General features: G+C 59.3%; 12 protein-coding genes. 8 read left to right on the top strand and 4 right to left on the bottom strand.

Annotation, left to right across the window (positions count from 1 at the left end; genetic code table 11):
• Positions 1-132 precede the first annotated feature (132 nt).
• Positions 133-666, top strand: coding sequence for an acyltransferase (locus C8J33_RS14440; protein WP_132664710.1), 534 nt, complete (start codon positions 133-135; stop codon positions 664-666).
• A gap of 502 nt (positions 667-1,168) precedes the next feature.
• On the opposite strand, the gene C8J33_RS14430 is transcribed toward C8J33_RS14440, so the two are convergent.
• On the bottom strand, positions 1,169-1,654 hold the full coding sequence (locus C8J33_RS14430; protein WP_165929821.1) for a helix-turn-helix domain-containing protein: 486 nt from the start codon (positions 1,652-1,654) through the stop codon (positions 1,169-1,171).
• A 754-nt stretch (positions 1,655-2,408) separates the two neighbouring features.
• Here C8J33_RS14430 and C8J33_RS14425 point away from each other — a divergent pair.
• Complete coding sequence (locus C8J33_RS14425) at positions 2,409-4,364, top strand: AAA family ATPase (protein WP_245507185.1); 1,956 nt, start codon at positions 2,409-2,411, stop codon at positions 4,362-4,364.
• A gap of 61 nt (positions 4,365-4,425) precedes the next feature.
• On the opposite strand, the gene C8J33_RS14420 is transcribed toward C8J33_RS14425, so the two are convergent.
• Positions 4,426-5,325: an ImmA/IrrE family metallo-endopeptidase gene (locus C8J33_RS14420; RefSeq protein WP_132664708.1), complete on the bottom strand. Its 900-nt coding sequence runs from the start codon at positions 5,323-5,325 to the stop codon at positions 4,426-4,428.
• A gap of 5 nt (positions 5,326-5,330) precedes the next feature.
• Positions 5,331-5,651: a helix-turn-helix domain-containing protein gene (locus C8J33_RS14415; RefSeq protein WP_132664707.1), complete on the bottom strand. Its 321-nt coding sequence runs from the start codon at positions 5,649-5,651 to the stop codon at positions 5,331-5,333.
• 252 nt (positions 5,652-5,903) lie between these two features.
• Between C8J33_RS14415 and C8J33_RS14410 the strand changes: the two genes are divergently transcribed.
• From C8J33_RS14410 to C8J33_RS14400, 3 genes are read left to right on the top strand one after another with little or no spacing between them, the layout of a single operon-like run.
• Complete coding sequence (locus tag C8J33_RS14410) at positions 5,904-7,103, top strand: nucleotidyltransferase domain-containing protein (RefSeq protein ID WP_245507184.1); 1,200 nt, start codon at positions 5,904-5,906, stop codon at positions 7,101-7,103.
• Positions 7,100-7,570, top strand: coding sequence for a hypothetical protein (locus C8J33_RS14405; RefSeq protein ID WP_245507183.1), 471 nt, complete (start codon positions 7,100-7,102; stop codon positions 7,568-7,570). Before C8J33_RS14410 ends, C8J33_RS14405 begins: the two co-directional genes overlap by 4 nt.
• On the top strand, positions 7,567-8,628 hold the full coding sequence (locus tag C8J33_RS14400) for a CBASS cGAMP-activated phospholipase (RefSeq protein ID WP_132664705.1): 1,062 nt from the start codon (positions 7,567-7,569) through the stop codon (positions 8,626-8,628). Before C8J33_RS14405 ends, C8J33_RS14400 begins: the two co-directional genes overlap by 4 nt.
• 363 nt (positions 8,629-8,991) lie before the next feature.
• Here the strand turns inward: C8J33_RS14400 and C8J33_RS14395 are convergent, their stop codons facing one another.
• Entirely contained in the window at positions 8,992-9,462 is a 471-nt protein-coding gene (locus tag C8J33_RS14395) for a hypothetical protein (RefSeq protein WP_132664704.1), read from the bottom strand.
• Positions 9,463-10,053: 591 nt separating this feature from the next.
• On the opposite strand from C8J33_RS14395, the gene C8J33_RS14390 reads away from it, so the two are divergent.
• The 3 genes from C8J33_RS14390 (at position 10,054) to C8J33_RS14380 (ending at position 15,313) form a co-directional block, all read left to right on the top strand.
• Positions 10,054-11,565, top strand: a complete 1,512-nt coding sequence (locus tag C8J33_RS14390) for a hypothetical protein (RefSeq protein WP_132664703.1) — start codon at positions 10,054-10,056, stop codon at positions 11,563-11,565.
• Between the two features lie 119 nt (positions 11,566-11,684).
• Positions 11,685-14,651 (top strand): VPA1269 family protein, encoded by a 2,967-nt coding sequence (locus C8J33_RS14385; protein WP_165929820.1) that lies wholly within the window; start codon positions 11,685-11,687, stop codon positions 14,649-14,651.
• Positions 14,651-15,313 (top strand): hypothetical protein, encoded by a 663-nt coding sequence (locus tag C8J33_RS14380; RefSeq protein ID WP_132664701.1) that lies wholly within the window; start codon positions 14,651-14,653, stop codon positions 15,311-15,313. Before C8J33_RS14385 ends, C8J33_RS14380 begins: the two co-directional genes overlap by 1 nt.
• The last annotated feature ends 131 nt before the right edge of the window (positions 15,314-15,444 follow it).

The following is a 15,444-nucleotide window of genomic DNA, read 5'->3' as shown; positions in this document are numbered from 1 at the left end:
GTGTCGGCAGCAGTAGTCGCTATCTCAAAGGGTGATCCAAACTGGGCTCGATCAATGCCCTACAATTAGGATTTACTCATTAACATTATCGAGCAATTTCCCGGCGAGAATGAGATCTCGATAGAACATGATGTGCTTAACGACTTTTCCGGAAATGTTGTTATAAATGGCACGGGAAACCGGGTCAGTCTGCAACGACCCTCCAGTTGCACGGACGTCTACATAGAGGTCAGCGGCGGCGGCACCGTCGAAATCGGCGCGCGGGCTCGGCTTTGCGGACAACACATTCGGTTATTTGCTCCTGGTAGGATCACCTTCGGCGAGGGGTGCGCTTTCAACGGTCTGAGCTATTTTCATATGCACGAGAGCGCGACAATCCGACTCGGAAACGACTGCCTGATCGCTGGCAACGCTTCCTTTAGCACCAGCCATGTCCATAAGATCATGGACCTCGATACAGGCGAACGTTTAAACCCTGCAGGAGATATCATCGTCGGGGATCACGTCTGGATTTCCGCTGATGCCTCGCTGTGGCCAGGTGCCGTGATCGGAAATGACAGCGTCGTCGGCAAGGGCTCTTACGTTTCGAAAGAGTTCCCAGCAAACTGCATCATCGTCGGAGCGCCTGCACGGGTTGTTCGCGAAAGGATTACTTGGGAAGGCTAGGCGGGTCCTTTTGCCTCGTGCATAGCCCTTTAGAACCTCAGAGCGGGAAGAAAACGCTTAGCTGAGGAGCGTGTTGGAAAGGCATGTTACTGAGCTTTTGACTAGTGGTGATCCCGACTGGACTCGAACCAGTGGCCTACAGATTAGGAATCTGTCGCTCATGTCAGGGTGGTGTGGATTCTACCGATAGTTACCGATACCGTCAGACAATCTTCCTTTCAAGAGAGAAGTATGCGGGCTTGCCCGCATTCCGCTTTGTCAAAGAGTCGGTGATCTGGCCATTGCTCCGGATAAGGCCAGAAGATCACCGACCTTCTTTGACCTAAAGAAGTCGGCCCTTGGGCCGTCCGTTTCGGCGTAGCCGCCCGGACCCAAGCTACGCTTGGGCTTACAGAGCGGCACCAGGCGTCAAAAGCTCGACCGTGCCAAATAGCGGGCCAGCAGTTTGTTGTGCTCAGCGCCGATGCCTGGCATCGCTTGGCTTCTCAGGGTCGGATGTTCGTTATCTTGAGTTTTTCACGCCGACGCCAAAATAGCAGTTGGTCGACGTGTCTCGCCATCCCGTGAAAATAATGCCGCGATCGTTGTAGAACTCCAGCATCCTGGTCACGGCTCCCGGGTCGGCTGAGGTGCCTTCCTCTATCATTCCGATCGTCTTAGGTTTCACACCAATCTCTTCGGCCAGAAACCTCTGGCTCAAACCGAGGAAGCTGCGCGCGGCGGTGAAAGCGAATTCGCATGTTGCGGCATGGAAATCGACGACATCCTCTGGCTTGCGGACGCTTGACCCGGGCTCGCGCCATCTCGCTCCCGTCTCAAAGGTCCGTCCTGAATCGATTTCCATCGTCCCGAGGAACTCGATACCCTTGCGTTCGTAGAAGTCGCGGAGTTTCTGGTTGGTGAAGCCCGCGAGGCCCGCTGGGGACTCCGCCGAGCGAAGAGAGCGGACCGTGACCGAAGCATCTCGGGCGACATCGACCTGCAACATGGACAGGAGTGCGCGAGCTGCTCTGAGTGGTTCCGGCGGGACGGGCGGCTTCATAAATCGGATGAGCCGGCCCGAAAAATCTTTGTCAAGATTTTTGAAAACAGGGTCTTTATTTGCCGCTCGAATGCTATAAAAGCATCCAAATGGGAAAATAGAATGCCTATTTGATTCGGGTCCAATCGATGGAAGGGGCTATGGTGCGAGTCGGGTTCTCGCCTTCAAGGTGGCGAGCGTGAGTTGGCTGGATGGCGGGTGTCCGTACAACGACGCTTGGACAACACACAGCTTCGGCACATGTTCATCATTGATGATGGCGTCTGACCCCCTTCCACATGTCGCGCTCCAATTCAGAGCGGGCCCGTTCAAAAGCGAGAAGAGGGGAGCAAGATTGTGGCTTGGCACGGAGAGCTAATACAAGACACCGCCGGCCGACTGGCAGAGCTCCAGGTTTTCTCGACCTTCGTAAAGGGACTGATCGTGAATGATGCCGTCTCGCTCTACCCGAAGCGGACGTTTGCCTGCGCGCAGGCGACATTCTAGATGGCGGTCCGCAGGAAGCGTGGATCGGTTTGGGCAGGACGTGGTGCCAGGCATGAAGGCCATGTCCGTGTCAGGCAACAACGAGGTCTATCGATCGCCGGATGGAGAGGGATTGGCAACAGGATGGGCCGCAGCCTGGCGGCATCGTCAGCTACGTCCGTCTGACGACGGCCGTTTCGATCTTTTGCTTCTATTGATATCGTAGAGACGGACAATGCTTGAAAATGCAGCCAGTAGACGGCACGTCGCGTGGGACGGTGCGGAAGCACCGGGAAAGCCGAAGGTCACAGTTCCAACGTTTCTCGCCTACATGGGCGTGGCCGCTGCGTTGCGACACTACGCAAGGAACGGCAGTGGTCTCGTTGCAATTCTACGCGTGGATGACACGGACGCACTCGATGTCTATGCCGACGCGGTACGGCTCTACTTCCATCAGCCCAATGCAGCCTACTCGACTCACGATCGGGTCGAGGTCACGATCTTGAAGGTCCCTCGAAAGGATCGCGCCTTCGAACGCCATGCTCTTCTAAACTCGCTGGAGGAGGAACGATCGGTTATCCTCTGCACGATCGAAACGGAGATCGATGAAGAGATAAGGTTGGAGGTCGATATCGAAACGACCATAGCGCGCCCGCGAGCGTCGCAAGTAGCCGCGATGTTCAAGCGGTTCAGGCACCCGGGATCGAAATCGGACATCGAGACGATTCTGTCGGCTGATTGGAAGATGTTGCGCGTTGCTTTCCGCTCTTCACGCCCGGTTGCAGCCGGACTGCGCCGCCTGCGGGCCAACCCGCGCGGCGCGGCTCCCGGCCTACATATGCCGAAATTGGCTTCCTCGGGTGCGACACTCGACGAGCTCCACGGTCTGGGTGACGCGGCGGCTTGGGGTAAAGGTCTCGCGCGCGATTTACGAGACCTGAAGGCGGGCAGGATCGCTTGGGAGGATGTCGACTCCGGTGTCCTTGTGTCGGGTCCTCCGGGAACCGGCAAGACCCTGTTCGCCGAAGCTTTAGCTCGAACCTGCGGTGTGCCAATCGTCGTCGCATCGGCTGCACGGTGGCAAGCGCAAGGCTATCTAAACGATTTTCTAAAGGCGATGCGTTCCTCGTTCGACGAGGCGAAGGCACTCGCTCCGGCGATACTGTTCGTGGATGAGGCTGACTCGTTCGGAGATCGAGGCGTCGCAGACCACAACGCGGATTACAAACGCCAGGCGATCAACGGCTTCCTCGAACTGCTCGACGGGTTCGAGCGACGTGAAGGGGTCGTAGTGGTTGGAGCGACAAATCATCCTGAGGCTATCGATCCAGCGATCAGACGGTCTGGGCGGCTTGACCGCAACGTGGAAATCGCGCTGCCTGACGCCTCCGCTCGTGTAGGAATTTTTCGGTACCATATCGGGATGGAGCTGGGTCGAGAACATGAAGATCGTCTCGCGCGTTCGACTGAAGGAATGTCAGGCGCTGATATCGCGAGGCTGGCCCGCGACGCCCGGAGGGTACTGCGGCGGAGGTCGACCCCGGTCGACATCGGCGACGTTCTGGACCAGCTTGTGCCTCTCGTCCCGCTGCCTGCGGATATTCTTAGAAACGCGAGTGTACACGAGGCCGGCCATGCCGTGGTCGGGCTGGAAGTCGGGATCGGAAAACTCGTGTCGGTCGGCATCGCCGGAGACGTCGTTGCAGGCACCCTGAATTCGCTGGGTCAGGCGGTATTCGAAGTGCCTGAGCTTCATGTGAGAAAGGCTCAACACTACCTCGACACCATTGCCATGCTGCTGGCGGGAATGGCGGCTGAAACCGTTGTATTCGGCACGTTCTCGAACGGCGCTACAGGAGGCGTAAGGTCCGACCTCGCACAGGCGACCGAAATCGCGACCCTTGTCGAAGGATGCTACGGGATGGGTGAGACTCTCGTCGTCGAGAACATCGCCGAAAAAGAGCTGGCGCGCTTACGTGAGCGGAATCCAAGATTACGAGCTGCGGTTGGCAGGTTGATGTCAAGTCAGCTCGAGCGTGCCGTTGCGATCGTGAAAAGCCATCAAGGGGCCCTGGAGGAAATTGCGCAGGAGCTGCTGGAAGTCCGGCACATGTCGGGTGCCGCGGTTGAGGCGGCGGTAGCCAGAAACCGCCGCGAACGGCGCGGGGTGAGTCTATTGAAGCGCCAGTGAAGCGAGGGCGTTTTCGGGCATGAACGATGTCGACGAGCGCCGCGGCGGCGTCTGTCGATCGTCATCTCTCCCGAGCAAACCGATCATAGGCGTCTTCGGGGTCATCTCCTTCCGACTGAAACGACGGGCCATTGCCTTCGAAGTGCAGCAAGGTGAGCTCGAACCCGTATCTATCGGTCTTCATGCACATCTCGTAAACGGCTTCGGGAAACCAGACTCCGGCGTTCTGCCTCACTCCGAGGAGGGCTTCCTTCGGCGATATGTCCCTGGCCGCAAGCGAAGCCGACGGCATCTCGTAGAGCTCGTTCCTGGTCCGCATGAAGCGGCCGGTCCGATACGCGGCTCGTGTCGGAACGGCCCAGTGAGCGAACCCGTCCGTGGAGGAAATGAGGATTGCCCGTGCGTTCGTATACCCGATCCAGCGCAATGCGGCAGCGGTGAGCGAGACGCCGTAGCGTGTCGCGGCCTCGCCGAGGCGTTCGATCGTGGCAAGTCTTTCAGAAGGCAAGTGTCGCCGGAAGTCATCCAATGGCATCAGAAGACTTGCCGCGAACTCGTCCGCTTCCTTTTCTATGTTGCGCCCCACGCCACGCTCGATCGCGTCTTTCGAACAATGGAATCCTCCGCTGAAATCCGCGTCTTCGTCGACCATCTGCCGGTGCAGCATGAAGTGACCGAACTCGTGGGCGACTGTGTATGCACGGCGGCCGGGGCTCTGCTTCGCGTCGTACATGATCGCCCACTTGCGAGGCCTGCTGTCCCCGGGCACGAGGACTCCCTCGCAGCCGTCGAGGTCCGTGCGGATGATGTCCTCTATAAACCCGTCAGGAGCGATCTGACGCGAGTACTCCCGTGCCACCGCCTCTACGTCTACGGGTCCCCGTGAGAACCGATCCTGCCCGAGGACGGCATTCAGTAAGAGCGTGATGTTGTTGGCTACGGCGGCAGGGGACTTCGCCATCGTGACTATTTTCCTCCGAGCACCTTCGCGACGTCTCTGATCTTCTGTCGCGTCTCGGCAGGCAGGCTGTTGTATTCCCGAAAGAAAGCCTTGTCTTCGGCATCCGCGAGGGTGACCTCTTCGCGTCCGATCAGGTAGTCCGTCGTCACGCCGAGCACTCTTGCGATTTCCGCCAGTTTTTCCGCCGACGGGCGCGGCGGATTTTTGTTCTCCAGTTCCCAAATGTAGCTTTTGGAAGACCCGGTCGCCGTGGCGAGCTGGTCGAGCGTCATCCCCCTGCCTGTCCTCAACTCCTTGATGCGTTTTCCAAATGTGGCCGTGGTCATGGGCTTGTACCCGCTTCTTGTCATTGTTCGGTGTAGGAGAACTTTATCCCCCTTGACAGAGGAAAACAAGAGATCCATCTTGTTCGGAGTAGCTACACTTTTAATAAAAGCTACGCGAACTAATCGACAAAGGGAAAACAATGTTCCGCCCATCCAACAGAGCCTCAGAGCCGCCTGACCCAAAGAGAGAACCTCAAAATGAATATGAACGCACCTATCGGAATTAATCCGTTCCTCGATCCGATTGACCGCATGTTCGCGGAGATCGCATTTTCCGTGCAGCTGCCGCCATCGCTTCACGCCGAGGCCGTCAGCCGCTACGAGGCCGTCCGCAAGCACCTCGAGAATACGGTCGCGTTCCAGGACGGAGTCGAACACTTCTATCCGCAGGGTAGCATGGCGATCGACGCCACCATTTCGACGCGCGGCACGGATGACGAGTACGACATCGACATCATCGCGCAGCTCGGCGGCAGGTTTCGTGACATGGAGCCCCTCGACGTGCTGGAAGAACTCGAAGAGGCGCTCTACGGCTACCGGGGCCTCAAGGTGTCGCGCCAGACACGATGTGTGACCCTGCACTACGCGGACAACATGCATCTCGATATCAGCCCGGTCATCCGGCAGAGCTACACCCCCGAGCGTCAGAGCTGGATCATGCATGCCAGCGGGCCGGACTATTCCGCCGATGACTGCCGCGTGCCGACGAACGCCTTCGCCTTTGTCGAGTGGTACAAGAGGAAGACGCCGAACGAGACGATCGTTCGCGACGCCTTCCGCAGCCGCTGGCTGGACGAGACGAGGTTCCGGGCGGACGCGGAAGTGGACGATGTGCCGGACCAGACGCATTTCGGCGTCAAGAGCATGGCCACCTTGGCCCTCCAGCTTATCAAGCGTTACCGCAATATCCGTTACTCGGACCCTCGTCGTAATGGGCGGATGCCGCCGTCCGTGATGCTGGCGTACTACGCGGCCAAGACTTCGCGTCCCGGACAGAAGCTGACCGAAGCCGTTGTCACGGTCTGCGGCGCGATCATCGCCGATATTCGCCTCGCCAGCTCCAGCGGTCGTCTTCTCCACGTCGAAAACCCCGAATACCGCGACGATGTCTTCACTGACCGGTGGCCCGCAAGCCTGACGCAGCAGAACCTGTTCGCCATGGACCTCGAGGAACTCGTCGAGGCGATCCAGAGCCTACGCAACAACAGGGTCAAGCTCACTGAGTTGCCGGATATCCTGAAGGAACTGTTCGGCGACCGCGTGGTCACGGCCGCGATCCATCGTGTCGCGGTGGAACACGGGAACGCCATCAAAGGCGCGACCCAGTCCTATACGAACAGGGGCGGACTGCTTTCCACTCCCGCCTTGCTTATCCCTGCCGCGCCCGCCGCGGCGAACTCGATCTCGTCGGTCAGGCCGTCGAGCCACACCTTCTATGGGGACGCTCCATGAGCGGGTGGCTTCCGCTGACTGTCCAGGACCAGCACGCCGATCTGACGAGGAACTGGCCGACGTTCCGGATGGTGACCTTTGACGCAGGTCGCGGCCTTGCCGTCTGGAGGGGCACGCTTCACCCGCGCTTCGACAGGTACGCTGTCGAAATCGCGTACTCGACGGACATGGTGGTCAGCGGGCCGAGGGTGCGTGTCCTGTCACCGGAACTCATCCGTCAGCCCGGGAACCCGGAAGGGAGTCTGCCCCATGTCTACCAGAGGGACACGGACCCGTACCTTTGCCTGTTCGATCCCCGCGCCGCTCAGTGGTCCGGCTGGATGTCCATCTCGGAAACAACCGTACCTTGGACGATCGACTGGCTGACCTGTTACGAGGACTGGCTCCTGACGGGCGAGTGGCACGGAGGCGGCAGGCACGTCACCGCGTCCGTGGGGTCGTTCTTCGATATGGAGCGTTTCGCATGAACTATACCCCGCCCAGGCGATCCGACGGAACCTACCGCGACTTCAGGCAGAAGCTTCATTGGCCGAAGGACAGGCCGTTTCGCATACTCTCGCTCGATGGTGGCGGTATACGAGGGCTGTTCGGTGCGTCTTACCTCGCGGAGATCGAGCGGCGCTATTTGAACGGAACGTCCATCGGTCGTTATTTCGACATGGTCGCGGGCACCTCGACGGGCGGCATCATCGCGCTCGGCCTCGCCACCGGAATGTCGGCGACCGAAGTCTCGAAAATCTACACCGAGAGGGGCGAGTTCATTTTCCCGCCACCGGGGAGGCTGACCGGATGGTTGCGCTTCCTGCGATCGATCCGCGCGCCGAAACATCGCTCCGATGACCTGAGGAACGAGCTGCTGCGTGTGTTCGGCCACAAAGTCCTTAACGATGCCACGTGTCGCGTCGTGGTTCCGTGTTATGAAGCGGAGCACGGCGAACCGTTCATCTACAAGACGCCCCACCACCCCATCTATCAACGTGATCGCCATGCTTCCGTCGTGGACATCGCGATGCATACGGCAGCAGCTCCGTCCTACCTGGCCGCCGTGGAGAACCATGGCTACAAGATGGTCGATGGAGGCATCTGGGCGAACAACCCCGTTATGCTCGCCGTCGTCGACGTCCTGGCGAACTATGACATCGCCGCCGAGAACATCCGCATCCTGTCCATCGGAACCGGGGACGAGACTGTGAAGCTTGCAGAGCGACATCTTGCAGGCGGTCTGTTTGACTGGGGGTTCTCGTTGAAGGCTCCGCTCTTGTTCCGGATGGCGGCGACCGCACAGTCGAAGAACGTGATCGGACAGGCGGGACTTGTCGTGGGACGGCCGAACCTTCTACGCGTCGATCTGGGCTCGAAGGGCAGGCAGATCGGCCTAGACGACGTTCGGATGGCGAAAGCCGAGTTGCCGAACGCCGCGGCCTCGTATGCCGAAGGCAACGGTGGTTTGGTGCGCGAGATGTTTCTCTGGGACAGAGCGCGCGCCTTCGAAAACGCCTTCGACCCGCGTCCGAGCGAGGTTTAGGGCCTCATCTCATGACTGGAACCGGGCTGCGCCATGGGATCGCGCTCGGCGGAGTTCTAAATGTGCGTCTCATGACGAATTCGCGTTGTCGGTGAGGCGGTCCATGCCACAAGGCGTATCGAAGCACTGGCTTAGACCCTGAGACCGCCGAGCGGCTTCGAGCGAGCAAATCGGTCGTGGCGGCGCTCTCGTCCGCCGGATGGTGGATCGTTGCCCAGAGTGCGCCGCAGCGGGATGCGGATACGGGCCGTCCTGGTCTCTTCAATTGCCGCAGGCGAGGTCTCTCATTAACGAACGGACGAGTCCATCAATCATGTACTTTGGAAAATTTAAGACCTCAGTACAGGACTCGCTATGCCGCGGTCAGTTCGCGGTCAGCCTGTAGCCGACGTTCTTGATGTGTTCGAAGTCGCCGCTACGGTTGAGCGCAGCCCTGAGGAGGCCCGCGGGATCGGGTGAGTTTATAACAAGACCACGCTCTTCGATGGCGCTCTTGATGTCGGCCCGCGACATGGTTCCGCCGCGCTCGGCGAGAATCTCCTTCGCGACAGCTCTTATCTGGTCAGTCAGACTGATCCTCTTGGACAATACGACGTCCTCGGTCTGCGGTGTCAAGGGACCGGAAACGGGCGGAGAGGGCGCCATCCTGGCACGCGCCACGATATCGTCCTTTATGAGCGATGCCATTGCCCTGTCTTTCTGGAGCTGCTCCTCCAGGTATTTCTCGTACGCGGCAGCCTTCTCCCTGAACGCCGCCAACTCTTCCTCTCGAGCCTGCACTACGCGCTCTGCCTGCTCGGCAAGTCTCTTCTGAGCACTGGACGGATCAGCCATTTATCGCACCTGAATGAAAAAAGTCCTTGATGTTAGAGGTGCCCGAGTACATAACGCGTCCACCTCAAACAGTTGCCCCCGGAAACGTTAGCGCGTTCCGGGGGCTGAATACGACACCTAGCCCGTTCAAATAAGAAAGGAGGTCGCATGTCCTAGTTAGCACCTTCCACAGCGTGATGCCACTGTTTTGACCGGCTTTTTTCCGAAAAGGCCGCAGCGAGCGATGACGTCTGCTAAAGTCCCAAAATCCCGAGAGAATTCCATGCAGTCCACCGTGTACGCCACCGTGGTCACGCTCGGATCGCGACTGCAGGCATGTCGGGCGTCGGCTCGCCGGACGCTCGGCTTCGTATGTCCAGCTGTCGGTAGAGTTTGGGGCGGCGCGCATCTCCGGCAAGGCAGTGGGCTCAGGCGAAGGACTCGGCGCAGTCGCGTGTCCATCACCCAGATCGTTACTTCGTGTCCAGATCCGCCTGTTCTCAGGCGGCGTCGATGGACATGCAACTGTACTAGGACATCATGAGAGCGAAATCGAAGGGCCGAGATTGGGCCCAGGCCTCCGGCAGCCTCCCCAGCAATACCGAACGAGGCATGAACTTTGTCGTTGTCGAGACGACAAGTTCGAGGGCTGGGCGTGTCGAGCGGTGGCCCGCTCTCTACTTCACGCCGGCCGTCGACGGATCGGACATGTCCGTCGTCCGCTGCGGGATGCTTGACGACTATTTCGACGACAACTCGGCTCAGTCGAACCGCACCCGCCGGGAAACATGTATGGCGCTCGGGCTCATGGTCGATTACGCGAGCGCGGCGGTAAAGAACTGGACCCAGGACGAGGTAACAGGACCGAAGGCGCTCCATCGCGTTGCGCGGGAGTTCGCCCGTGCTCTGGTCAACGGAACGATTCAGTATGAGGGATCTGTTCCCTACGATATGATGCGTCTCTACTGGAGACCGAAAGGATATCGCAGGTCGGAAGCGTTGATGCGCCATCTCATACGCCTCTTCAGACACCAACACGAGAATGGTGGGAACATCGCGCTGCGGGATGTCTTCGCTGCGAGTCCCGTGGAGGAGGGGTCTCCGCTGGCATTTCGCCTGGCCGTCGCTGCGGGGGTGAGGAGCCGGGCGTCGCTCCTTGCTCATCTTCCCAAGCGAAAGGGCGACGCGCCGCCTGCAAACCTGTTGGGCGTATTCAAGAAAAGAGCTCATCAGGGGAGGACGGTATTCGCATTCCCGGCCGAGCGCGTTTTTCCCTTTCTGCTGCAGGGCTTCACGAACGACGCGGGGGAGACGGACGAAACGGCTCAGCTTGTCGCCATTCTTCTCTTCATCGGTGGGCTGCGCACGAGCGAGCCGTTCCATCTGTTCGTTTCGGACGTCCAGTTCGAGGGCGAGAACCCTTGGGTTTTCCTGCACAATCCGGAGGACGGACGGGTCATCGACGAGAGCGGAGACAAGATCACACGCGCTAGGTACCTTGAAAGGTTCGGACTGCTGCCCAGAAACCGAACCGGTGGCCGATATCAGGCTGGCTGGAAGGGCGTGAGAGACGACGATGTCGGAACCCCGGTATACTGGCTGCCCATCGATGGCATCCAAGACCTCCTCTCCAAAACGTTCAGGCGTTATCTGCTGGTGACACGGCCCCGGATCATGTCGCGACGCTCCGCGCTAGACGGGGACCACCCGTATCTCCTTGTCGGTAGCGGACGAACGGCCGGGACGGGAGGTGGGAGACCGGGTGATCCATATACGATCTCCGCGTTTTCGGAGACCTGGAAAACCGCATTGAAACGAACGTCCGCGAGGCTCAATGACCCCAAGCTGGTGCTCGCCAGGTCACTCGGTACGACAAAGCATGGCGCGCGCCATTACTACGGGCGCTTTCTGGTGACCCTCGGCGTGAAAGGCGAAATCATTCAGACCTGTATGCACCACAGGAGCTACACCAGCCATTTCGTTTACACGCAGCTTACGGCCCGGGAGATCAACGCTGTCCTCCAAAAGACGGCGAACGGTTCCCAGTCTGCTCTATCGGTCCTGAAATCGGCGTTTGAGAGAAGTTTTCACGAGGTCCCACGTTTTCTGATGGGCAGTCGATGACCGCGGGATGCCTCTACCGGACCGCCGCGCAGACCGTCGACGCCGCGTGAACCACTGCGGCGGCACCGTGACGCAAGCGGATCGGCGCCGTCGCGTAACCAAGACAAATGGACAGAGAAATGTTGATATTTGAAGTCGATAATCAAGAAATACTGTTAAACGTATCTAGCGAACACATCCATCCTGACAGTGGAAAGAAACTTCCGTCCGGTGTCCGTGAAGCAAGTCGCGTACTGGGCGCCCACCCGAACAACGTCCGCCTGAACAGCCGCGTCATCGAGGCCATGGACGAGCTTATCGACTCTGGAGTGTGTTTCTCACCGCTTCTGCTGCTCGACCGTGAGACGAGACTTCATCCTGCAATCGGTCAGTATTTCGTAAACACAAATAGCTTCGCGGCAGCGTTATACGAAGAACTGGACGGAAAGGGGACATTCTCGTTTCTCGAGCGAATGGAGGCGCAGCCGCGTCGGACCGCCGAGAGTCACATCATGAGACTGCTGTCGCCGTTTGCGATGTCGGCGATTGGAAACGAGACCGTCACAGGTGTTCCTCCGGCGTTCATTCACGCTGTCGTGGATTGCTATCGCACTCCGGACGGAAGCGAGTGGAGAGAGGAGATTTTCGCGAAATCGGAGTTGATGCGGCAATGCGCGCGCAACATCGTGATCGGACTGGGACAGGTCTACGATGATCCGACGCTGACCGCGAAGGTGGTGGTCGGACCGCGCACGGGACGCGGTTCCCGGCAGTGGACGCGGCTAGCGGGTTCGGACGAGCCGCTCGTGCGGGATGTAATTCGCCTCAAGGACATTTTCATGGAAGAGAGCCGAATGGCGCCGAAGTCCGCCAAGCAAGGCGTCATGGATATCGTGAACTGGCTCGGCGACACCTATCCCGGACTCACGCTTCTTCAGATTTTCCAGGGGCGGCGCACAGGGACCACGTTGTCCAATTATCTGGAGGCGAAGGCAGGTGCGAGAAAGCCGGGCCATGTCCCGCAGGTCGTTGCCGCAAAACGCCTGTTAGACATGTTTCAGCAGCAACTCGAGCAGGAGCACCCCGATGTCGTTCTGACGCCCTTGATTGCCGCCAGGGAACTTGACCGTCTCAAGAACGCGAGCGGGATGCCTCAGCGGAAGCCGGACTCGGCACGGTCGCGACCGCTTCCCCAGAAGCTCTACGCCCTGGCCATCGCCATTCTCGATGAAGGCGAAGCCGGAGTGTTGGGCGAATACTTCAGAGTCAAAATCCGGATAGGAGGCAAGGTGAGGTCGGTGTATTGCCCGGTGATACCGACACTGCTCCGTAGCGCGTTCGACCTTCCGCTGCGGATGGCGCAGTGGAGGCGGCTGGATAGCGGCGAAGGCGACGTCTACCGATACGACCCTTCAAGCAAGAGTTGGGTAGTGAATGACGGGCCGTTGGCGGGGTACTGGGCAAGAATGGCGCGCAAGCGGCCTGACGACGTATCGACCCGTGGTTACGCCTACCGTTATATCGAAGAAGCGGGAGAAATCACGGGGTTCTGGATCAATACCAACAAAACGGGAAAACCCTACGCGATACCATGGCAGCACGACCCACTCCATCTCCGGCTGGCGGAGTTGGTGGAGTGGCAAAAAAAGTGGAACCCGATCGAGGAAGCGATCACACCAAAGCAATACCTGGACGATGAAAAAAACACGCCAAGGATAACGATGGAGGAGCTTCCTGACATCCTTCCGCTGTTCAGGCTGTTTCCGAGCAATGTATCTCCGTTCCCCGGGCGGATACCCTCGACCTCCGATATGGATCATGCTTGGCAATTCCTGATGGCGCAGCTCGAGACACGCTGGAACCTGGAAAACCCGGACGAGCCGATTTCGATCGTGAGCTATCAGAAGACGACCGGGCAACGGCAAAAGAGCATCTACGGACTTCACGGACTGCGCGTTCTCGGTCTAACGACCCTCTACAGGGCTGGCATACCGCTCGAGCTCCTCAGCAAGATGGTCGCGGGACATGCGACCCTGGTCATGACGCTCTACTACCTGAAATTCGATCCTCTGACAGTCGCCGCCATGCTGGACGGCGCTATGGTTGAGGCAAAAGCGCAGGCACAGAGAGACCTTATCAACGCCTGGAAGACGTTCGACCTGGAGCAGGCCCGGGCGCAGTCGGTAGCGCTGACTCCCGACGCGATCGAAGCGGCGGTGTCGTCGCCGTCGAAGGTCGAGTACTGCAACGTGGATATCGGATTTTGTCCATGGGATTGCACGCGATGCTGGGACGGCGGCCCCGTCTTGCGCAAGGATAAGGGTTCTGGAGGAAAAGCGAAGGACCTTCGCGCGGCGGTCGAACCGCGCAACTGCGTGATGTGCAGACACTTCGTAACCGGACCCGAGTGGATCGACGCCCTCCAGCTATATGGGAGCAAGCTCTGCGAGAAACGAAGATACCTCGCGGTGAAGATCAACCTGGTCAACGAGAAGGTTGAGCAGCTGAAGACGCAGCGCCGGGCCGATGCGATCTCACAGCAGCTGTATCGGCAGTCGTACGATGCCCTTCAGTCCGAAATCGTGCCCCTTATGGAGGCTCTCGAGCCGTTGGAGAATGCCATCTTCAACACCGAGACCCTTCTAGCGGCATGCGTCAGGCTCCTGGATGCAGATACGGAAAGCAAGGGCGGCAATTATGTCGCCGCGAGCCGCCAGTCTGTCGTCGAGTATCTGGAGACAACCGAATTCGACAGCGCTTCCATGCTCACGGCCGCCTCCCGGGTGTACCCTATACTGGGCGACGACCGCGTCGAGAGCTACCGTAACGAGCATCTGAACCGCATCATGTTCAATAGCGGGATGATACCGCCCGACCTGATCGTCAACGTAACGCTCGAGCAACGTAGAAAATCCCACGACCTTCTTGCCGATTTCCTCATGAAACGGGCTACCCTCACGGAAAGGAACCAGCTGATCGAAGGTACGGTGACGCTGGAGACGCTGGGTCACCGGGATAAGGTCTTGTCAATCGTCAGCGAGGCGATCGGCCGACAGGCGTTGATGCCGAATCTTTCCGGCGTTGCACTTATCGAGGGACACGGCTGATGTCTCGGAAAGGCTCGATCATAGCTCTTGCGGAGTCGAGGTCCCGGTTGGTTCTCGATTCCGTCCCCGCGAAGGGGCGGAAGCTGCAGAACCTCGAGCAGATGAGGAGCGTCTGCCGTGCGCTGGTGGAAAGGTCGAAGCCCCTTTCGCCGACGGCGGCTCTGGTCTCGCAGGAGGCGCGAAACAGGGTCGCCTCGTTTCCGTCTCCTCAGACAATCTACAACGACTATCGCGAGATGCTTGGTATCTGGCGAAAGGCATACGACGACATAATGCACATCGACGCGCTTGATCCGATCCCCGTGGACCAGCTCGAAGCGATAGACGTATCGGGCCTTGACACGGGAACGCGTTTTATCGTCGACGAGCTACGCCAGCACGTCCGGGAACTGACGCAGCGTTGCAACGCGCTCAAGCAGATCATCGCGGAAAACGTGCGCGTCCCCGCCGACGATCTGCCCGCCGAAGCTGACCGCACGATCAAGTTGCTCTCCGCATGGCTGGAGAGATGCGCCGCTGGTCCCTTCGAGCTCGACGACCTCGGCCTTCATGTGGGTCGTCGCATACTGCCTTCGACCACGATCATGGATGCCGAACTCTTCAACATGCTGCGGACGCTTGTCGCCGACTACCGGAGAGGGGCTCGTGCCCGCTCTGCCTAGCGTCTTGGGCGGATGCTCGCGGGGCCGTGCGGTGGTCGAGGTAAGCGCGGCGGCAGCGTGAGACGCACCCTACAGTCTGGTGGCAAAACAGGAATGGCACTTCGAATGGTATCCGAGACGATCACGGAAGT

It is taken from the genome of Rhizobium sp. PP-CC-3G-465 (assembly GCF_004343445.1).
In the GTDB taxonomy this organism is placed as follows: domain Bacteria; phylum Pseudomonadota; class Alphaproteobacteria; order Rhizobiales; family Rhizobiaceae; genus Ferranicluibacter; species Ferranicluibacter rubi.
This window is presented reverse-complemented; position numbering and strand designations above follow the sequence as displayed.